General features: G+C 36.8%; 17 protein-coding genes and 2 pseudogenes. 8 read left to right on the forward strand and 11 right to left on the reverse strand.

Annotated features, from left to right (window positions below; genetic code table 11):
* Window positions 1-143: 143 nt before the first annotated feature.
* Together OTK01_RS12755 and OTK01_RS12760 are read right to left on the reverse strand one after the other, a co-directional pair.
* A complete protein-coding gene (locus tag OTK01_RS12755; RefSeq protein ID WP_035168389.1) occupies window positions 144-341 on the reverse strand; it encodes a hypothetical protein in 198 nt (65 codons plus the stop codon).
* 72 nt (window positions 342-413) lie between these two features.
* Window positions 414-1,331 carry an AraC family transcriptional regulator gene (locus OTK01_RS12760; protein ID WP_029228497.1) on the reverse strand — a complete coding sequence of 306 codons (918 nt, stop codon included), beginning with the start codon at window positions 1,329-1,331 and terminating at the stop codon, window positions 414-416.
* Window positions 1,332-1,498: 167 nt separating this feature from the next.
* On the opposite strand from OTK01_RS12760, the gene queF reads away from it, so the two are divergent.
* Window positions 1,499-1,894 (forward strand): preQ(1) synthase, encoded by a 396-nt coding sequence (queF, locus tag OTK01_RS12765; protein WP_013404354.1) that lies wholly within the window; start codon window positions 1,499-1,501, stop codon window positions 1,892-1,894.
* 40 nt (window positions 1,895-1,934) lie between these two features.
* On the opposite strand, the gene OTK01_RS12770 is transcribed toward queF, so the two are convergent.
* The 3 genes from OTK01_RS12770 to OTK01_RS12780 form a co-directional block, all read right to left on the reverse strand.
* The gene (locus OTK01_RS12770; RefSeq protein ID WP_029228498.1) at window positions 1,935-2,894 is read right to left on the reverse strand and encodes an ABC transporter permease; all 960 of its coding nucleotides are present in this window, start codon (window positions 2,892-2,894) and stop codon (window positions 1,935-1,937) included.
* Entirely contained in the window at window positions 2,887-4,395 is a 1,509-nt protein-coding gene (locus OTK01_RS12775; protein ID WP_029228499.1) for a sugar ABC transporter ATP-binding protein, read from the reverse strand. The genes OTK01_RS12770 and OTK01_RS12775 overlap by 8 nt, the downstream gene beginning before the upstream one ends.
* A gap of 99 nt (window positions 4,396-4,494) precedes the next feature.
* Window positions 4,495-5,487 (reverse strand): sugar ABC transporter substrate-binding protein, encoded by a 993-nt coding sequence (locus OTK01_RS12780; RefSeq protein ID WP_029228500.1) that lies wholly within the window; start codon window positions 5,485-5,487, stop codon window positions 4,495-4,497.
* 487 nt (window positions 5,488-5,974) lie between these two features.
* On the opposite strand from OTK01_RS12780, the pseudogene OTK01_RS12785 reads away from it, so the two are divergent.
* Window positions 5,975-6,055 (forward strand): annotated as a pseudogene (locus OTK01_RS12785) (preQ(1) synthase); the annotation flags it as partial.
* 30 nt (window positions 6,056-6,085) lie between these two features.
* On the opposite strand, the gene OTK01_RS12790 reads toward OTK01_RS12785, so the two are convergent.
* Entirely contained in the window at window positions 6,086-6,736 is a 651-nt protein-coding gene (locus OTK01_RS12790; RefSeq protein WP_029228501.1) for a hypothetical protein, read from the reverse strand.
* A 236-nt stretch (window positions 6,737-6,972) separates the two neighbouring features.
* On the opposite strand from OTK01_RS12790, the gene OTK01_RS12795 reads away from it, so the two are divergent.
* The gene (locus OTK01_RS12795; protein WP_029228502.1) at window positions 6,973-8,388 is read left to right on the forward strand and encodes an MFS transporter; all 1,416 of its coding nucleotides are present in this window, start codon (window positions 6,973-6,975) and stop codon (window positions 8,386-8,388) included.
* A 44-nt stretch (window positions 8,389-8,432) separates the two neighbouring features.
* On the opposite strand, the gene OTK01_RS12800 is transcribed toward OTK01_RS12795, so the two are convergent.
* Window positions 8,433-9,134: a hypothetical protein gene (locus OTK01_RS12800; RefSeq protein WP_029228503.1), complete on the reverse strand. Its 702-nt coding sequence runs from the start codon at window positions 9,132-9,134 to the stop codon at window positions 8,433-8,435.
* Window positions 9,135-9,228: 94 nt separating this feature from the next.
* Window positions 9,229-10,284, reverse strand: a complete 1,056-nt coding sequence (hydE, locus tag OTK01_RS12805) for a [FeFe] hydrogenase H-cluster radical SAM maturase HydE (RefSeq protein WP_029228504.1) — start codon at window positions 10,282-10,284, stop codon at window positions 9,229-9,231.
* A 184-nt stretch (window positions 10,285-10,468) separates the two neighbouring features.
* Here hydE and OTK01_RS12810 point away from each other — a divergent pair, with 184 nt between their 5' ends.
* Window positions 10,469-12,919, forward strand: a complete 2,451-nt coding sequence (locus OTK01_RS12810) for a transglycosylase domain-containing protein (RefSeq protein ID WP_029228505.1) — start codon at window positions 10,469-10,471, stop codon at window positions 12,917-12,919.
* Between the two features lie 266 nt (window positions 12,920-13,185).
* Here OTK01_RS12810 and OTK01_RS12815 read toward each other — a convergent pair whose 3' ends face one another.
* Together OTK01_RS12815 and OTK01_RS12820 are read right to left on the reverse strand one after the other, a co-directional pair.
* Window positions 13,186-14,091: a hypothetical protein gene (locus OTK01_RS12815; protein WP_029228506.1), complete on the reverse strand. Its 906-nt coding sequence runs from the start codon at window positions 14,089-14,091 to the stop codon at window positions 13,186-13,188.
* A 520-nt stretch (window positions 14,092-14,611) separates the two neighbouring features.
* Window positions 14,612-14,791, reverse strand: a pseudogene (locus tag OTK01_RS12820) (IS481 family transposase); the annotation flags it as partial.
* A 204-nt stretch (window positions 14,792-14,995) separates the two neighbouring features.
* On the opposite strand from OTK01_RS12820, the gene OTK01_RS12825 reads away from it, so the two are divergent.
* From OTK01_RS12825 to OTK01_RS12840, 4 genes are all read left to right on the forward strand, one after another.
* Window positions 14,996-16,390, forward strand: coding sequence for an ATP-binding protein (locus OTK01_RS12825; RefSeq protein ID WP_029228508.1), 1,395 nt, complete (start codon window positions 14,996-14,998; stop codon window positions 16,388-16,390).
* A gap of 867 nt (window positions 16,391-17,257) precedes the next feature.
* Window positions 17,258-18,211, forward strand: a complete 954-nt coding sequence (locus OTK01_RS12830; RefSeq protein ID WP_269011619.1) for an Rpn family recombination-promoting nuclease/putative transposase — start codon at window positions 17,258-17,260, stop codon at window positions 18,209-18,211.
* A 738-nt stretch (window positions 18,212-18,949) separates the two neighbouring features.
* Complete coding sequence (locus OTK01_RS12835) at window positions 18,950-19,273, forward strand: DUF4258 domain-containing protein (RefSeq protein WP_029228512.1); 324 nt, start codon at window positions 18,950-18,952, stop codon at window positions 19,271-19,273.
* Complete coding sequence (locus OTK01_RS12840; RefSeq protein ID WP_029228513.1) at window positions 19,270-19,683, forward strand: YgiT-type zinc finger protein; 414 nt, start codon at window positions 19,270-19,272, stop codon at window positions 19,681-19,683. The genes OTK01_RS12835 and OTK01_RS12840 overlap by 4 nt, the downstream gene beginning before the upstream one ends.
* Before the next feature lie 612 nt (window positions 19,684-20,295).
* Here OTK01_RS12840 and OTK01_RS12845 read toward each other — a convergent pair.
* Entirely contained in the window at window positions 20,296-20,787 is a 492-nt protein-coding gene (locus OTK01_RS12845) for a PIN domain-containing protein (RefSeq protein WP_029228514.1), read from the reverse strand.
* Window positions 20,788-20,791: the final 4 nt, after the last annotated feature.

Consider the following 20,791-nt stretch of genomic DNA (forward strand, 5'->3'; position numbering starts at 1 on the left):
TTTAAATTTAACATTTGACAAAGTCAAGAAAATATGCTTTCGAAAGTATTAAAATAAAGAGGTCTCTTCTTTTGTTATCTTTTTAATGTTTTTACAATTGGGAAGGAGCTTTTTGAATTACATGTTATTTTTATTTTATTACTTTAATGAACAATATCATATATTAGCCTGCCCACAACTTCTCCAATTTTCAAAGCTATAAAAAATAATAAACCAAAAACAATGAAAATTAAAGATACCTTTATTATAGGTGGAAATTTATTCAATCTTTCTATAATTTGTTTTAGCATTTTTTTAATCACCTCTTTCAAGACAATCGCTTTGTATGATATTAACTCCAATATATTTAAACTTCTTCATAAGCAACATAAAAATTTGACAAAAATTCTGAAGGTTTTAGCTATACATTAAACCTACCCAGCTCCCCCTCTTTTCCTGAATTCCTGGGCGCTCATGCCTTTGTGCTTGTGAAAAACCCTGGCAAAGGTGGAATATGAATCAAAGCCAACCTCAAGCGCAATGTCTGTTACAGGTTTGTCGGTTGAAAGAAGCAGGCTGCATGCGTGCTGAAGCCTAACTTCATTCAAAAAGTTGTGAAAGTTGCTGCCAACAAGCTTTTTAAAAAGCTGGCTTATGTAAGAGGGACTTAAGTGAAACTCTTTTGACAAAACCTTGAGGTCTATGTTCTGATTATAATTCTTATGTACATAGTACACAAGCTGCCAGTAGTCTGTCGGAACATGAATGCTCTCTTTATAAGCTCTGTTTTGGACAAAGTCAGAGGCATGTTTTTGAGAGTTTTTAGCACATGCCAAATTTCTGCACCTGTCAAAATACGCAACTATCTCAACAATCTTGGCTTTGAGTATTATCTCTGCCCACACATCATCCTGGTTAAAATACGTCCACGCTTCTTTAAAGAGCCTGTCCATCACCTCTTTTTCCTTGCCTTCAAAGTAGTAATAAGGAAGAATATTTTCGTCATAGCTCAAAAGAAGCTCACCTATTCTGTAAAAAATGCTTGATGGTGCTAAAAGCTCCTCAAACGAAATGGCAACAACATAGATTGAAAGAGGGTTTTGCTCTGAATACTCTATCTTGTGAATCTGGTACGGCATGACAATTGAAAATGTGCCGGGTTTTAAGCTGTAGCTGATTGAATTTATGTGTTCTGTCCCCTCGCCTTTTACAACATACATAAACTCAACAAAGTTGTGCCTGTGAAGTTTAAAATATCTTGGGTCTTCCCAGAAATTCAGGGCAAACTTCTGTGGCCGCTGGCTAACATAGTCAAAAATCTCTTCTATGTAAAGAGGCTCTTTTTCAGGCATTTATCATTTCTCCTTGATAATTTTAAATTCTCGTGCTAGTTTTTATTATACCCCAATTTGCAATGCAAATTAAAGTGTGCTAAAATCTTTTTTGCAGGTGCATCAAAGCGCTGCCCGGGTCGCGGCAAACCCCGGTCAAAAAAACAAGGAAAGGAAGTGTAAATTCTATGGCTGACAAATACCAGCAAAGAAGATTTGACATCTATGGGTATGAAAAGATTGACACAGAAGTTTTAGAAGCAATCCCATACGAATATCCTGAAAAAAGCACTGTTGTTGAATATGTAACAGAAGAGTTTTCATCAGTCTGTCCGTGGACAGGTCTTCCTGATACGGCAAAACTCACAATTCGATATATCCCTCACCAAAAACTTGTTGAGCTAAAATCTCTGAAGTATTATCTAACTTCATACAGAAACGTTGGGATACTACAGGAGCATGCAGTAAACAGAATCCTGGATGATCTTGTAAAACTGCTTGAGCCAAAGTTCATGGAAGTGATTGGAGAGTTCCATGAGCGCGGGGGAATATCAACAAAAGTAGTGGCAAGGTACGAAAAATAACACCTTGCCACTTTTTTGGTCTCTTTTTAATTCGCAACTGTCACTTTTCCCTCTGTCTTCTTTTTCTCAGGATATCAAAGGCAACAGCAGCTACAATAATTGCACCTTTTATCATTCTCTGAGGACCCTGCGGAACAGCTAAAAGATTGAGACCATTATTAACAATTCCTATAATAAGAGCACCAATAAATGTTCCACTTATCTTGCCTTCACCACCCATCATGCTTGTACCACCAATTACCACAGCTGCAATAGCGTCAAGTTCGTATCCATCTGCTGCAACTGGTACTGCGGAGTCAAGCCTTGCCGTAAGTAATATAGATGAAATTGCACAACAAAGACCTGAAATTACATATACAGCTATCTTATATAATTTTACATTTATACCAGATAAAATTGTTGCAACTTCATTTCCACCAATTGCATATGTATATCTACCAAGTTTCGTATATTTTAACACATAACTTGCCAATAGGTATATACCAATCATAATTAAGGCTGGAATAGGAATTATTCCTATTTTTCCACTTATAGCGTCAAAACTCTCAGGCAAAGTGTAAATGGGCTGGCCTCCAGAAATAGTAAATGCTGCACCCCTTGCAAGAGACATCATACCAAGTGTAGCGATAAAAGGAGGAAGTTTAACCTCAGCAACCAACACGCCATTTATAAGACCAAGAACTACTCCTACCAAAATTCCAGTGAGAACAGAGATCCCAACATTCCAGCCTTCATTTTTCATTAAGCCCGCCATGATAAGACCTGTGAATGCTACAATAGAGCCGACTGACAGGTCAATTCCACCTTGAATAATTACAAATGTCATTCCAACTGCAATAATTGAAATTACTGAAATTTGCTGAAGAATATTTAGCAGGTTGTTTACTGTCAAAAAAGTAGGTGATAGGATTGTCATAATGATACAAAGCCCTATCAGTGCTACAATAATTCCGATATCATCACTTCTACTTTTCAAAAAAAGCTTCACATTATTAGGCAATGTTTTTGCCACCTCCTGCTGCATAGTATAAAATTTTCTCTTGAGTTGCTTCTTCGCGCGAAAGCTCAGCAGCAATTTCGCCCCTGCACATAACTAAGATTCTATCACACATACCAAGTATTTCTGGAAGCTCTGAAGAAATCAAAATTACTCCTGCACCATTTTTTGCAAGCTCGTTAATGAGTAAATACACTTCTAATTTCCCTCCAACGTCAATACCGCGCGTGGGTTCATCTAAAATGAAAACCTTTGAATTTGCCAAAAGCCACTTTGCCAGCACCACTTTTTGCTGATTCCCACCGCTCAAGTACATAACCTTCTGGTTATGATGGGGGGTTTTTACCTTTAGTTTTTGTATAAATTCCTTGACTGTTGCTAACTCTTTGCTAAGGTTAACCTTCTGTAAACCTGCAAACTTATCTAAGGTAGCCAGCGTAATGTTGTGAGCTACACTCATGGAAAGCACCAAACCCTGTCCTTTTCTATCTTCTGGAACAAGTGCAATTCCGCAATTTATAGCATCCTTTGGCTTAGAAATATTTACTTTCTTCCCCCCTACATAAATCTCACCCTTGTCAATCTTATCAGCACCAAAAATGGCTCTTGCAAGCTCAGTTCTGCCAGCACCAACCAACCCGGCAATACCTACTATCTCACCTTCTCTTACTGAAAATGAGATATTTTTCAGCACCCCTTTTCTTTCAAGGTTTTTTATCTTAAATATCTCCTTGCCAATAGGAATAGAAATCTTGGGATATTTCTCCTTCAGTTCGCGTCCCACCATCAATCTGATGAGTTCTTCAATGCTTGTATCTTTTACATTTAATGTAGCTATTGTTTTGCCATCTCGCATAACTGTTACTCTGTCTCCAATCTCAGCATACTCTTCAAGTCGGTGAGAAATGTAAATTATCGAAACACCTTCATTTTTTATTCTCTTTATAATCTCAAATAGATTTTCTATTTCTTGTTTTGTCAAAGCTGCCGTCGGTTCGTCCATTATAATGATATCCGAGTTCAAAGAAAGCGCCTTTGCTATCTCTACCATCTGCTGTTTTGCTATACCAAGGTCCTTTACAATTATTCTGGGGTTTATATCAATATGTAAACCTTCTAAAATCTCCTTGGTCTTTTTATACATCTGTTGCCAGTCTATATGAAAAGGAGCTTTTTGAGAAATTGGTTCTCTTCCTAAAAATATGTTCTCTGCAACAGTTAGATATGGAACCAAATTGAGCTCTTGATAAATCATACTTATTCCCAAATCCTGTGCATGTTTAGGAGAAAGAATCTCAACCCTTTTCCCTTTCAAGACTATCTCACCGCTGTCTTTTTTGTAAGCTCCTGCTAATATCTTCATCAGGGTTGATTTTCCTGCACCATTTTCACCTGCCAAAATATGAACCTCGCCCTTTTTCACTTCAAGGTAAGCATTGTCAAGGGCTAAAACGCCCGGAAATTCTTTCCGAATATTTCTCATCTCAAGGATTGTCTCAGCCACTTTGTCATCACCTCAAAAACAATATAAAAACTTATGAGAATTAAGCTTCCACAAGTAGCCAGAGAAGACTACCTGTGGAAGCTTCAAATTATTCCCTTTTTATTTTTTCTTCAAGAACTTGTCGACATTTGTTTTATCAACTATAACAGTAGGTGTCACTATAAACTTATTCACCTTCTGACCTCTTATAACCTTGTCCAGAGCCTCAATAGCTTTTGCTCCAATAACATCCGGGTAGACATACAATGTAGCTGTAAGTTCGCCTTTTGTAATTGCCTCCAAAGCATTTGGATTACCATCTATTCCAATTGTTAAGATGTCCTTTCTACCTGCAGCTTTGCATGCCTGAGCAGCACCAAGTGCCATTTCATCAGAAAGACCATAGAATACTTCTATGTCAGGATGTGCCTGAAGCATATTCATTGCAGCATTCATGGACTTTTCTCGCTCCCAATCACCCGGCTGAACTGCAACTACTTTGATTCCAGGATACTTCTTCTTTATCTGGTCCATAAATCCTCCTTCTCTTTCACGTGTGTGATAACCTGGCAGCCCTTCGATGATTGCTACCTTAGCCTTGCCTTTTTTTACTTTTGCAATATAATCTGCAACCTTTTTGCCGCCTTCTCGTTGATTGTACCCAACATATGCTTCTACTTTACATTTTGGAAGTTCAGTAAGTGAATTGAACACAACAACTGGAATTTTAGCTTCGTTTGCTTTTCTGACTGCTGCCGCAATAGCATCAGCGTTTATAGCACAAAGAGCTATTCCTTTTACCTTCTTTGTGACAAGGTCCTCTACAATCTTGACTTGTCCTGCAAAATCACTTTCTCTCTCTGGTGCTAAAACAGTAAACTTATACCCCAACTTTTCTGCCATGGGTTTTGCACCACTGATGGTTCCTGCATAAAATGGCGAAACCATTCCTGGTGGAACAAAAGCTATTTCTCCTTTTGTAGCTTTCTTGGAAGCTGCAACAACCTTACCCGAATCAGAAACTATCAAACCAATTCCAATCACAGCAACAAGAAAAACCACTGCCAACAAAATACCTACAACTCTGCTAATTTTAAAATTTCTAACCCTCATTTTAACTCCTCCTCGCTTTTGGAATTTATTGTTCAACTAAATTATATGAATTTTCTATAAAAAAGTCAATTTATCACTCCCTATTTTTTATGCTAAAGTTGTATACGTACAAGTAATGAATCATTTTTAAAAACTTTTCGAACATATAATATGAACAATTAGATAATGATTTAGAACATTTTTTCAGTAAAAATTCAAAAGTAATCATATAAAATTCTAAGTCCTTTTACCATCATAATAATAGTGGTGGTAATTCTCTGTATAAATTGTTTATTATTTCATTGATTTGCTGGCTTTTGAATGAACTTCTTTTTATGACCAAATTATTTTAATATTGTCGGTTAAATGCTTTTGCACTCTGCATAACAATCAATCTTATATCTTTTCTTACTTATGTTTAAATTTTTGAGTTTTTCAGTTTAGTTTAAGATTTCGAATATAAATCCCAGTAAAGAAGATTTGACATTTATGGACACGAACTACTTGACCAAAGTTCATGGAAGTGATTGGAGAGTTCCATGAGCGCGGGGGAATATCAACAAAAGTAGTGGCAAGGTACGAAAAATGACACCTTGCCACTTTTTTGATCCTCTATCTTTTATTCCGCCCCTTCAAACATATTCACTACAAACTGTAGATTGTCAAGCCTAAAAAGCGAGAAGTTGTCCCAGAAGATGCAGCTTCCACACACAATGAGTTTTCCGCCACTTTCAAATCTTCTTTGAGCAATGAGCACAGGCGATTTTTTGCCGCTGTCTGTGAGGCTTGTCTTTCTTGCCCTCAGCACAATCTCAGCTCCCTTTCCTACCTCAAGAGGAGCTGAGTACGGGAACACAACCTCTTTTACACCTTCGCGGTAAAGTTTTACTTCATCTGTTGTTATTATAAAAAGGTCATCTTCTAAATGGTGAATCTCATCCTTTATACCTTCTGGCAGTATGTCTATTCCATATTCTCTTGTTATGCTATTGCAAATCTCAGAAACACCATCTTTGTTTTTGAAATGCGCTGTGAAGACGATTCTTTTGCCCTTTTGTACCAAGGCTTCTCTTATTTTTTCCTTCTCATCATCGCTGAAAGGATTTTCTGGATAGTTGAAAACTATGACATCATACTCAAAAAGCCTGTCAAAATGGTCTACCTCTTCAATTTCAATTTTTCTTTTACAAAGCTCCTTGTAAAGCCCTGAAAAGTAATAGCCGTCTGTGAGCAGAAACTCCTGGTGAGTTGCGCTCCATGCAACCTTCATCCTTTTTCTCACCCTGTGTGCTTTAGTTTTTTCAATATTTGGTTAGTCAAATTCTCATTTAATACTTTATATAATTTATTTTACCATCCTCAAAATTCTTCTCAAAAGCCTTAAAATGTGCAAAATTGTTCTTCATAGGTGTATTTATTTTTTGTCAGAAAGTGATATTATTATATGTGTAATCCTGAAAAACTCAAAGTACTTAAAAATTTTGAAGGGAGCGATTGACAGGGACAATGCACGGTCAAGAAAACAGAAAAATAAACAAAAATATACTCATCGCAACAACACTTTCTTCTTTTTTGGTGCCGTTTATGTCAAGTGCAGTCAACATTGCAGCACCAGATATAGCAAAAAGTTTCAAGCTCAACGCTGAAGAGCTGAACCTTGTGATAAGCATATTTTTGATATTCTCTGCAGCCTTCATTCTACCCATGGGAAAACTTTCTGACACATTTGACAGAACAAAGATATTCAAAACAGGACTTTTGCTGTTTACCCTTTCAACCCTGATGTGTGCACTTTCAAACACGGTAGAAATTCTTTTTGTTTTCCGCGCACTGCAGGGATTTTTCTCAGCATTCACATTTGTGACCTCAATGGCAATATTGATTGAGAATCACTCACCACAAATACGAGGAAGGCTTTTGGGGATAAACACAGCAGTTGTGTACCTTGGAACATCTTTAGGACCTTTTTTGGGTGGCGTGCTTGTAAAGCTGTGGGGATACAGGAGCATATTTTTGTTCGGATTTGCCATAGGACTTGTTGGATCATTTGTGAGCCTGTTTTTGCTTCACAAAGAAGTGAAAAATACAAGGCAGGCAAAATTACTCGACAGTCTCAAATCGCTTGACAAAATAGGTACAATCCTGTCGATGACAGGGCTTTTTCTTTTGATGTACGGAGCATCTACATTTGAGCTTAGGAATACCTCTAAAATTCTGTTTTTTGCAGGGCTAATTTTGATGATAATTTTTGTTGTTGCAGAGGCAAAACTTCAAAATCCTATTTTGGACGTAAAACTGTTTGTAAAAATCCCGCAGTTTGGATTTTCAAACTTAGCAGCACTTATAAATTACAGCTGCACATTTTCTGCATCTTACCTTCTGTCACTGTACCTCCAGCTTGTAAAAGCTCTGCCCTCCCAGCTTGCCGGCTCAGTCTTGATTGTCCAGCCACTTTCGCAGGTTATAACCTCATTGATTTCTGGTAGAGCATCTGAAAAGATAGAACCGCGAAAGTTCGCAACAGCCGGCATGGTCCTTACAACCATAGGTCTTTTTGTTTTTTCGCTCTTTAGCAGCAAGACAAGCCTTGTCTTGGCAGTAGCCAACCTTCTTTTGATGGGAATTGGTTTTGGACTTTTTTCATCGCCAAACACAAATGTTGTCATGAGCTGTGTGCCAAAATCGCTCTATGGCACGGCATCATCAACAATATCTGTCATGAGAGTTGTAGGTCAGGCATTCTCAATGGCAATTGTTTCTTTTGTATCAATCATGTTTTTGAAGGGTGTAAAGCTTTCACACGAAAACTATCTTCTTATTCTGAAGAGCATGAAGACAAGCTTTTTAGTGTTCGCAAGCCTTTCCATTCTGGGAATTGTTGCGTCGTACAAGAGAGGTAACATATATGGTAGAAATAGCTGAGCAGAAAAAGGGGCAGTACTTTGAAAAAAGTGAACTGCCCCTTTTCATTTCAGAACCTTTATATCCTCAACAACCGGATTTGACTGGGGATTTTGTTGATTTGTCTTAAAAGTAACCTCAACATCGGTATTTTCATCAAGATAAGAGACCTTGTCTGCAACATTGCTTATCTGCAGAACAACATGTTTTTGGTCAAACACAAACTCTGCAAAGTTGTTGTCTGCAAGCCCCACAAACTTACCCTTTAGAGTCACCTTGTCAGGCTTTTTTAAGCTTACAATTCGGGGGTTGCCATCATCTTGAGGTTTTTCAAAGTCAATTTCAACAATCTCACCCTCTGAAAGCTCTACCCCTTTTTTGACCTTCTCATCAATCTCAAATTCTTTGTAGTCAAACTCAGTATTAAGAAGCGAAAGCTGTATAGTATGTGCATCAACACCGCCATCAAATCTTGCAAAAGCTTTGTAAACCTCTGATGAAATGGTTGTATCCTGCTGTTGCTGTTCGGATGGCTGCGAGTTTGTAGTCTGCTCCTTTTGCGCTTGGCTGGTTGCGTTCTGGTCATTTTCCTCTTGCAATTGCTGGGACGGCTTATTTCCCTGTAAAGTTTGGTCGACAGTAGCAGGTTTTTTAGCAAAATGTCCTGCCATGTAATATCCAGCCAAAATACCAAGAGCACATACTGCCACGATCAAAACCACAAGCCAAACTTTTTTGGTATTGTCTTTACCTCTTTTCATAGACATTCCAAACTCCCTTTCGGCTGCAAAAAAAACAAACCCACATTCTTAATTTATACCTATTAGTCTACAGCAAAGCCAAAGCAAAATCAATGGAATTTTAAGACGCAGCAGCTCTTTTGTAGTGCCTGCTCTGACCTTTCCCCTGTCCTACTTTTCTTCCAAGCGAAACAATGATTGACTCAATACAGCCTCTACACTTTGTCGCATCTTCATTTATGCAAATCTTACCAGGATATAGCTCATATTTGAGCTTGTACTTGAGGTCATTTACATTTGGCATCACAATGTTTGCACCGCACATAAGTCCCTTTTGTCTTCCAAGAGGGTCTAAAGTGCCAAGCGCAGTTGTTGCCGGAATATTGGCATCTGGAATCAAAAGCCTCAAAATGGCAATGCTCTTGAGTGTCAAATCAACCGACCCTTCCTTTGCATCTTTTAGAGGCGTCTGCGGATGAGGAATAAAAGGTCCGATGCCTATCATATCTGCATCCAGCTCTTTTACAAGAAGTATGTCCTGTGCCAAATCATCAATAGTCTGCCCCGGAAGGCCTATCAAAAAACCTGTCCCAAGCTCATACCCAAGGCTTTTGATCCATTTGAGACATTCTATCCTGTTTTCAAAGCTCATTCCGGGATGATATTTTTCATATAGCTGCCTGTTTGAAGTTTCAAACCTCATCAAAAACCTGTCCGCCCCAGCATCTTTGAAAGCTTTGTACTCATCATATGACCTTTCACCAATCGAAAGGGTTATAGCAACATCCACGCTGCTTTTTATCTTTTTTATGATTGAACACAGCATGTCTTTATTGTAATACATATCCTCACCAGACTGTAGAACTACCGTTCGATATCCCATTTGATATGCCCTTTTTGCAACCTCTACTATCTCATCTTCCTGCATTCTGTATCGCTGAGCTTGGTTATTGCTTCGTCTCAGGCCACAGTAAAAACAATCGTTTTTGCAGTAGCTTGAAAACTCAATAAGCCCTCTTAAAAAGACCTCGTCACCAACATGCTCTTTCCTAACCCTGTCTGCTGTTTTAAAAAGAAGATCTTTATCCTCACCTTCTGCCATCAGCAAAATCTTTATTTCATCCTTTGTAAGAATATTCTCATGACACGCTTTTTCTAAAATATCTCTCACTTTCATCTTATCGGCTCTCTCCTGTCATAAAGAAAATTTTGAGTATTTCTATCTACTTTGCCGGTATTGATTTTATTATACCACATTTTAAACAGGTTTAAAAGTCAATTTCCATCCACCTTTTCCCAGAATGGTATACATATTTATTTTTGTGGTATAATTGAATAAGGAAAGAGGGGAGGAATATTCGTTGCAAAGCAAAAATAAAAAAGTAAAAAAACAAACGCCGTTTAGGCTTTTTCTCAAAAGCTTTGTAAGAACTCTTCTTGTGCTTTTGATTGCAAGCATGGCAGTTTTAATCGGTGCCGGTTTTGGAATGGTCACAGGATACATAAAGGCAATACCGCCAAACGCTCTGGATATCATAACCTCTTCAGCAGATAGCCAGACAACAATTGTCTACGACCAGAGCGGAAACGAAATTGCCCGGCTTCATGGGAATGAAAACAGAATAAGAGTGCCGTACAGCAAGATTCCAAAAAACCTTATAAACGCTTTTGTTGCAATCGAGGATGAGAGGTTCTGGCAGCACAACGGGATTGACATCAAAAGAATATTCGGTGCAATATTCAAAAACATCAAAACCGGCTCTCTTTCAGAAGGTGCAAGTACAATCACCCAGCAGCTTGTAAGAAACAAACTTTTAACCTTTGAAAAGTCCTTCAAGCGAAAGATTCAAGAGCAGTACCTTGCCATCCAGCTTGAAAAAAGATGGACAAAAGAACAGATTTTGGAAGAGTATCTCAACACAATTAACCTTGGAAGCGGAGCATACGGTGTTGGGGCGGCAGCGTACACCTATTTCGGAAAGGATGTATCGCAGCTGACCTTGGCAGAGTGCGCTCTCATTGCAGGAATTACCCAAAACCCTTCATATTACAACCCTTATGTATTTCCAGACCATGCAAAGAAAAAGCAGGAAGTTGTTCTCAAGAAGATGCTTGAGCTTGGATATATAACCGAACAAGAGTACTTAGAGGCAAAAAATCAGCCTCTTGTTTATGTAAAAAAAGATATATCTGCTCAAAACGCATACAAACATCCGTACTTTGTTGACTCTGTGATTGATGAAGCCATTGAAATTCTATCTGAAAAGAAAAGAATTTCCGAGGATGAGGCAGAAAACTTAATCTATGGTGGCGGGCTTAAAATCTATACAACAATGGACGAAGCTATACAAAGCACAATGGAAGATGTCTTTTCAGACCCGTCAATCATGCCAAAGATAAGACACTACGATGCATCCGGCGTACCGCAGCCACAGGCAGCAGCTGTTTTGATTGATTTTAGAACAGGTGCTGTGAAAGGTATCATGGGCGGAAGAGGAAATTTAAAAGGCGTGCGGCTTTTAAACCGCGCAACAATGTCTGTGCGCCAGCCGGGATCTAGCATAAAGCCAATTGCTGACTATGCTCTTGCGCTTGAAAATGGATATACTGCTGCAACTGTTATAGACGATGTACCTTTTTCCATTGGTGGCTACACACCGCGAAACTGGTATAAAAGCAATGTTGTGTCTGGCAAGCGTGGATACAAAGGGTTTATGACAGTAAGAGAAGCTCTGCAGTGGTCGGCAAACGTCCCTGCTGTAAAGGTTGCATACAATCTGGGAATTCAAAATGTCTACAGGAACTTAAAAAGGTTTGGGTTCACCACCTTAGCTCCGCAGGATATGAACAGTCTTTCAATTGCAATTGGTGGATTTACCTATGGTGTGAAACCCATTGAGCTGACTGCCGCGTTTGCCGCAGTTGCCAACAGTGGTGTGTATATAAAGCCATATTTTATAACAAAAATTGAAGACAAAAACGGTATCACAATATTTGAAAGAACGCCCTATAAAAGAAGAGTGATGGACGAAAAGAATGCATATATACTTACAAATATGTTGCAAAGCGTTGTCACCGCAAGGATAACAGTTGGCGTCAGATTTTCATACCCTGTTGCAGGGAAAACCGGTACCACTGATGATAGCAAAGACAGATGGTTTGTGGGATACACCCCAAACTATGCGCTTGGCGTATGGGTTGGAGAAGACAAGCCTGTTGCTTTGAACTATCTTACCGGCACAAACCCAGCTTTGAAAATCTTCAAGGGAATAATGGATAAGGTTGTTAGCAAAAAGGGTGTAAGCCCGGAGTTTTTAAGACCTGCCGGGATTGTTGAGAGGTACATCTGCAAAGAGTCTGGGAAACTTGCAACAAGCCTTTGCAAACAAGACCCCCGCGGAAGCCAGGTTATAAAAGAGATATTTGCCGAGGGAACAGAACCAACAGAGTACTGCGACAGGCATGTAAAACTCAAAGTTTGTACAGAGTCTAAAAAGCTTGCAACACAGTACTGTCCAACTACAATCGAAAAGGTATTTATAAAAAGAGATAATCCTATTTGGCCAAGCAAAAACTCCTCAGTTGTACCACCTGATGATTATATGTACCAGGCACCCACAGAATATTGTGATATTCACAAAGCACCGCAAGAGGTGGTTGTACCGCAGGAAGGCAATACATCGCAGCAAGAGTCTTCATCCCAAGAAGAACAGATACCTTCTTCCGGGCAAAATGTTCAGCAAAACCCTCAAGAAGGCCAGTCTACTGAAAACAGCACAACAACAGAGAGTACCTACACTACTCAACAGTAAGAACGTACAAAAAAGCAAAGCCACAGATGTTGTGAACTTCTCAACGTCTGTGGCTTTTTTTAAATTTATTTCTCTTTTGTGCTCTAATTATATAAGCATTAGAAAATGGTAAACTAAAATAGCTCCACATACAGGACATTCCCACATCTGCTCTGATAATTTGAACTCTCGGTAAATATAGCCCATCTGCTACACACTTTTGACGATGGAAGTGTCCTATCTACCGCAACAAATGTCCTGCAATACCAAGCTGCTTTATATATTTTCTAAGAGCTTAAGCCTTTTCCCTCAATATTGATGTCAGGGAGCGTCTCAATCATATTTTCATCTATTTGAGGAATTTTTACTTTTTCGCCACTTTCGAGAACTTCTGATAATGATTTAATCAGATATGGCTGATTGCTTACATTTATGGTATAGAAAGACTCAATTAAGCGTATATTTTTGTCTTTCTTATCAATAAAGTATACATAAACGAGATCGCTGAATTTAAATTGAGCTAAATACATGTCAAGCTGTTTTTCCCATGTCTTCACATCGTTTGATGAATATTTAGGATTTAAAATCTTTAGCCTTTCAAGAGAATACGACTTTAAATACTCTTTCATAACACCTTCAAAATATTTAGCAGGTACTTGGACCTTGACCTTGTATACAGGGATTTTTGTGTTGTTGGTATTCAAATAGGTCTCTTCAACTACTGTTTTTTGTTTTAAAACGAGCTCATAAATCTTTTTCTCTCTTTTCTCAAAAACTGGATTTATTTCAGACAGTCCTGAAGAAGCAAAAAATAACTTATATATCTGGCTATTTTCTGGAACTTCGCAAATAATAAAAGAATCTGCTGGACTTTTTATGTAAAGTTTTTTATCCCTCACAAAATAGATAGTATCATCCGTTTGTGAAATGATATAAAATTGATTATTTTTCCTATCCAGAATCAGTTCTTCCTGATAACTCAACAACCCAAGCTCATAACTTTGAGGAGTTATCACTGTTGTTTGTTTGAACCTAACTTTAGATGCTTTATTTAAGCTATCTAACGCATCTTTCAAGGAAATATTAAACGCTGTTTTGTTAGATTGCGCATTTCCTGTGGAACTTGAATATAAAATAGTTAAAAGGCAAATTGAAAGGAAAATACATAATACAAAGGCGGCTTTCTTTCTCATGGTTACTTTCCCCCTTAGGTTATGAATAGTGTTTAAAGTATTAAAAACTATTCATAATTTTATTAAACACTATTCTTTGTTAGGCTACATTCAACCTAACTGGGTGTAACCCCACACCCTCTATCCCCTCTGCAAACGCTTTGGGGAATACTTTCTAATTCTTGATTGGTTAACTCCCTTATGCACACCATTATTTTGGCGTCTAACTATACAAGACTTTTAGTCTTGCAGTGAGCGAATCCCACCAAGGGGCTCTCAACCTCTGTGCATAAGTTCATAGTCCCTTAGAATTAAGAAAGTACAAGTATATTTTAACAAAAATTTTTAATATATCTCAATAGATTTATTAAAGTTTTTAACTATATAAAGAAGCTGTAAACTTTCTCAAATAATTATGTAAAAATTATAATGTTTACTACAAAATATTTCAACTCCTTTTTTTGTTAACTTAGTATAGAAGATTTAGGGTATTCATTTTCTATCATAGCTGCATACCTTGCAAGATAGGATTGAAGGCACGTGGTGTTCTCCCATTCATTCTTTTATCATTATGAGGCCTGAAGAAATTCCATGTATCTTGCCATCTTTGAGCTCTTTGGATAAATTCATCTTTTGTTTTGCATCTTTTAACATGAATCATCAAAAAATACTCATCATCCGCTCTATGTGAACTTTCAATTATACCCATCAAGCATTTTGCTTATAGTGGAACGGGAGACTTTCTTTGTCTAAAAGATGCCTCTCTTTTTAATTATATCAAACAGGATGGTGGCTGCCTCAACTCTTTTTATAACTTTCTCCTTAGTGTTTTCGTACATTCTTTTTCTGTGGTAAATATCTTTATATCTATTTGAATACTTTAAAGTATAATAATTTGTGGTATAATAATTTTGAGGTGAAAATATTGAAAAAATTCGTGGATAGAGAAGTTGAGCTACGGTTTTTAGAAAACCAATTTTCCCAAAACGGTTCAGCTTTTGTTGTTATTTATGGAAGACGACGGGTTGGCAAAACTGCCCTAATAAAGGAGTTCATAAAAGACAAAAAAGCAATATACTTTTTGGCCACCGAAGAAGTTGAAAGTCAAAATATCAATAATTTCAAAACTCTGGTTGCAAAATTTTTTAATAATAGCCTGTTAGATAAGGTTCAAAATATTACGTGGGAGGAAATTTTTGGGTTTATAGCTAATAACATTAAAAACGAAAAAGTAGTTATAGTTATTGATGAATTTCAATACCTTTGCAAAGTAAACTCGTCTTTTGCATCAATTTTACAAAAAATTTGGGACAAAAGGTTAAAAGAAAAAAACCTCTTTTTAATTCTTTGTGGTTCCCTTGTTAATATGATGGAACAACAAGTTTTGAACTACTCCAGCCCTTTGTATGGAAGAAGGACGGGGCAGATAAAGTTGAAACCTTTAAAATTCAAATATTTGAAAGAGTTCTTCCCACAGTCAACAGAAGATGAACTTATCTGGCTTTACGCCATCTTGGGAGGTGTTCCAAAGTATTTAGAAGTATTTAATTACAGGGATGATATTTTTGAATCTATAAGAGAAAACGTTTTAAACAAGCAAAGTTTTTTATATGAAGAGCCTTTGTTTTTGCTTGAAAGAGAAATTCAAGATATTGGTACTTACTTTTCTCTCATTAAAATTATTTCTTTGGGTAATCATAAGCTTCACCAAATAGCTCAAAACCTTTCTGTTCCCCAGACAAGACTGACAAAGTATATAAGTAACTTGATAGACTTAGATATACTCCGCAGAGAAACTCCTGTGACTGAAGAATATCCTGAAAAAAGTAAAAAGGGCTTATATTTTATCAACGACAACTTTTTAAGCTTCTGGTTCAAATTTGTTTATCCTTACAAAGAAGATTTAGAACTTGATAATGTGGAATTTGTTTTGGAAAATATAAAGAGAAGAATTGTGACTGAACACATAAGTTATGTGTACGAAGATATTTGCAGAGAATATGTGTCAGAACTATCATATAGGAATGAATTGCCTTTAAAAGTGAATAAGATTGGGAAATGGTGGGACAAAGATAATGAAATTGACATTGTGGGAATAGACCAAACTTCTGGTTCTATACTGTACGGGGAATGCAAATATACAAATGCTAAAGTAGATATTGACCTGTTTTATTCTCTCAAACAAAAAGCAAGTAAAGTAAATGTGAAAAATAAAACCAAGGAGTATTATGTTATATTTAGTAAATCTGGATTTACAGAGAGATTTTTGGATTTTGCAAATGAAATGAAAAATCTAATACTTATTAATTTCCCAAAATAAGCTAAATTGTAAACAAGCAATGCAACACCATCAATATAATAATAACAATTTAAAAATTATGCGAAGATAAATTATGATAAATGTTTTCTATTTCTATTTTATGCTATTTTTGTATCGCTATTATATTACAAATCAATGTGTGTACTTAGAATGAACAGTTACAGCCAAATCTTGTATTTACCAATTGCTGTCGACCTGCAATCCCCCCAAAAACCCCCGGGGGTCGACAGCAAAAGGTAATTTCTGGCATGTGTTGACTTTCAAGAGTTTGTGGGGTATAATAGAAATAACCTACAGCAGCTTGAAAACTTAACCATTTGTTCCTTGCGGCTTTTTTCAAACTATCTACGGGTTTGTAGCCTTCCCGTTGGGGATTGAAACACCTCGTCCAAAACTTCTGGCAATTCACTCTCGGCGGTTTGTAGCCTTCCCTTTGGGGATTGAAATTGCGATAGGAGGCGTTGACCTGTCAAGCACTACAGAGTTTGTAGCCTTCCCTTTGGGGATTGAAACGGCACTATAAACAGTGCCACTTTCCACCAATTCATTGTTTGTAGCCTCCCCTTTGGGGATTGAGGAGGGAGAGGAGTTATAGCCTTCCAGTTGGGGATTGAAAGCCATTCTGATTTTGCTTTAGGTGTCTTAATAGGTATGTTCGTAGCCTCCTCTTTGGAAATTGAAACCCGCATAAGGTGAGATACTTGTCATAAACTCCAGTTTGTAGCATCCCCCTTTGTGGATTGAAAAGAGAAGAGGGTAAGCCATCTCTTGGGAACTGTATTTAGCAAAGTATTTTTTTGTTTTTTTAGTGTGGTATAATAAAAGTGTACAGAAAAATATACAACCTGAGAAAAAGGAGAAAAAACTGTGTGCGAGAAATTACCACCAAAAGAGCACGATACAACGTTCAAGTTTTTGTTTGCAGGCAAAGAGGAAATACTTTTGCTGGTAAAAGACATACTGCACTATACATGGGCAGACAGCATTGAAGAAGACACAATTGAGCTTGTCAAGACAAACTATGTCACCCAGCAGTTTTCGCAGGTTGAAGCTGACGTTGTAGCAAAAGCAAAACTAAAGGATAGAGAAGTATATTTTTATATCCTGATTGAGAACCAGTCGAAGGTAAAAAAAGAGATGCAGCAAAAGATTTTAAAGTACATGATAAGTTTATGGGCAGAAGAAATAAGAAAAGGGGTACAAATCCTGCCGGCAATTATACCGATAGTTGTGTACAACGGAATAGGTGAGAGATGGAATGTATCAACAGACCTTATGGAAGCGTTTGACATATTCAAGGATGATGTATTCAGGTACAGAGTAGTTGACATAATAGAGCTTGATGTGAAGAAGCTTTTAGAAAGAGAAGAGGATGTGCTGACACCGATAGTGTTTTATCTTGAGCAGGCAAGAGAAGACAGGAGTGAGCTTATAGGAAGGCTTTTGGAAGTTGAGAAGAACTTAAAGAAGCTGAGTAAAAAGAATGTAGACAGATTTTTGGAGTGGTCGTATCATATTATAAGACCGAGGCTGGCTGAAGAGCAAAACTCAGAGTATGATGAGATTGCAAAAAGGGTAAAACAGGAGGGAGTGGAGGCTATGGGTGAGTTTATATCAAATGTTGCAAGACTTTTGGATGAGGCAAAAACAAAAGATTTTTTGGCAGGTAAACTTGAAGGTAAACTTGAAGGGAAACTTGAAGCAACAATCGAGTTTGCGAAAAGGTTAATACAAAAGGGTTTTAACGATGAAGAGGTTGCAGAACTTACAGAACTTCAGATTGAAAAAGTTAAAGAGTTGAGAAAATCCATGGTAAATTGAGATGGTTTAAACATAAAATAGTTAGGGGGTTGTCCAAAACGATAGTTGGATAGCCCTTTTCTTACAATTTAAATCAAAATAAACTGTTGAATAATCAAATGCAGGTATGGTTATATTCTGCTTTATCCTTACAAATTGATTAGACTGACTTTTTTCATGCTGGCTCAATTTTTATTTTGCATCTTTTATTTTGTTTAACTTATTAATAAAAATGTAAAAATTATGTGAATATAAAATATGATTAACGTTTTCTGTTCTATTTCCTGTCATTTTTGTATTGCTAATATATTGCAATTCAATTTGTGTGCTTTGTATTTTCACATACAGCCAAATCTTGTATTTACCAATTGCTGTCGACCTGTAATCTCCCCAAAAACCCCCGGGGGGTGACAGCAAGAGGTAATTTCTTGCATGTGTTGACTTTCAAGAGTTTGTGGGGTATAATAGAAACAACCTACAGCAGCTTGAAAACTTAACCATTTGTTCCTTGTGGCTTTCTTCAACCTATCTACGGGGTTTGTAGCCTCCCCTTTGGGGATTGAGGAGTAAGAATTGTTTGTAGCCTATCCTTGGAAAATTGAGAATGGAGAAAGAGTTTACAACCTTTCTGTGGAAATCTATATGCGGTTCATGGATTATAGTTTCCCCTTTAGGAATTGAGAAGAAGAGAAGATTTGTTATCTTTTGCTTTTATAAATTTTTTAGTGGTGGTATAATGAAAGGGGATAATAAAAATTTATGAAGCGTTTAGTAATAAAGTACATTCAAGAATGCTTCAAAAAGGATATGTTTACATTATCAGCACATGCTTTGCAAAGAATGAAGGAAAGAAAAATAACTCTTGAAGAAATAAAAGACTGTATTATAAAAGGGGAAACAATTGAAATACAAGATTTTTTTAAAGATGTACACGTTTTGTTTCAGGAAAGTTCTGATAGACCTGGTATTTACGTTGTTGTAGCAGCTTGTAATCCCCCAATGGTTGTAACTGTTTGTAGAACAAAAGATGAAATATGGGAAGTGTGTAATGGAATATTGAAGAGGAGGAAAAAGGGGAAATGAGTAAAAAATGCTTTTTTTGTGGAGCAGAAATGAAGAAAGAAATAACAAATGTTGAAAGCGGATGGGGAGAATACACTTTCAAAATAGAGGGTGTTCATGCTTATGTTTGTTATGAATGTGGGGAAAAAATATTTGAACCAAAAGAAGCTGAAATGATTCTGGAGTTAGGCAGAGCTTTAAGTTTCTTGCCAAATGAAGAAAGACCTGCTCCAAATGAAGTCCTCGACATCAATGGAATTCACGATTTCTTGAAAATTTTGAGCAGCTCAATATTTAGTTTGATAACTAATAAAGATATCAAACTACAGAGAAAAAAAAATAAATGGTTTTTTCAAACAGAAAATTTACTCAAAGTTCTGTACAACGGGACTAGTCTTCATAATAACGACTACAATGCCCTGGGATTATGATTATTAGTATTCAAAATCAAATATCAAATTCTTAGTTAAATTTTTATTAATTATTGGTTGGCAATTTTTTATTATTCAGTTTTGGCATTAATGGCATATATTTTATTCTAATTAAATAAGTATAAAAGTATAATAATTTGGAAAAACAAAATGCAACCTTTAATATGTATCTAATTACAAGATATGTTAGGGTATAATAGAAATAACCTACAGCAGCTTGAAAACTTAACCATTTGTTCCTTGCGGCTTTTTCAAACTATCTATGGGTTTGTAGCCTTCCCTTTGGGGATTGAAACTCTACAAATTCCAAAATACCTGGTACTCAGAGAGGGTTTGTAGCCTCCCCTTTGGGGATTGAGGAGGGGGTTTTAGCCCTCCTTTTTGGAGTTTGAAGGCTTGAAAAAGCGTTTTATAGCCTTCTTTTCGGAGATTGAGGGGGAAGGAGAGAGTTTAGCCTTCCCAAGTGGTGATTGAGGTGAGAGGAATTTAGAACAAAAGATTTATTGCTTGTGTATTGGAAGTATTAATAATAAAAGTTATTTTTATGGTTTCAGTGTGGAAAATGAAAAAAGCAGTCGTCAAATTATTCTTGACGCTGCCTTTTTTAAACTCTCATTTTTCTTTTGCTTGTTTTAGAATTTCTTCAACAAGTTGAGGAGAAATTCTTATGTTCTCTTCAATCAACTTTTTTATAAGCGGTTCTATTTGACTAACAAGCCCAACTTCTTTTGCTTTTAATAAAATTCCCAAGGAACCTGTTAGTCTCAGCCCCAATAGTTTGGCAACACTCCTTCCTTTCTTCTCGTCCATTATTAATAAATCCGCATTTGATTCCTTTGCCAATATAATGGTTTCGCTTTCTCCTTTATCGATGGCCTGTGTTCTTTGCAAGATTTCTGCTGCAAATTCATTTCTTAACTCTTTAATTTTTAAAAATGCAGCATTCATTATTCTACCTTTTTCTTCCTCAAACTTTGAACTGTACGTAAGTTCGTGATAAACACTTGGAGAAATATATACAGTACCAAACAAATTTTCTAAAATATCTAATCTCTCCAGTTTCGCAAATACTATTATAGGTGTGGTATTAGAAACTACTATCACATTC

It is taken from the genome of Caldicellulosiruptor acetigenus, assembly GCF_026914305.1.
GTDB classification, from domain to species: Bacteria; Bacillota; Thermoanaerobacteria; order Caldicellulosiruptorales; family Caldicellulosiruptoraceae; genus Caldicellulosiruptor; species Caldicellulosiruptor acetigenus.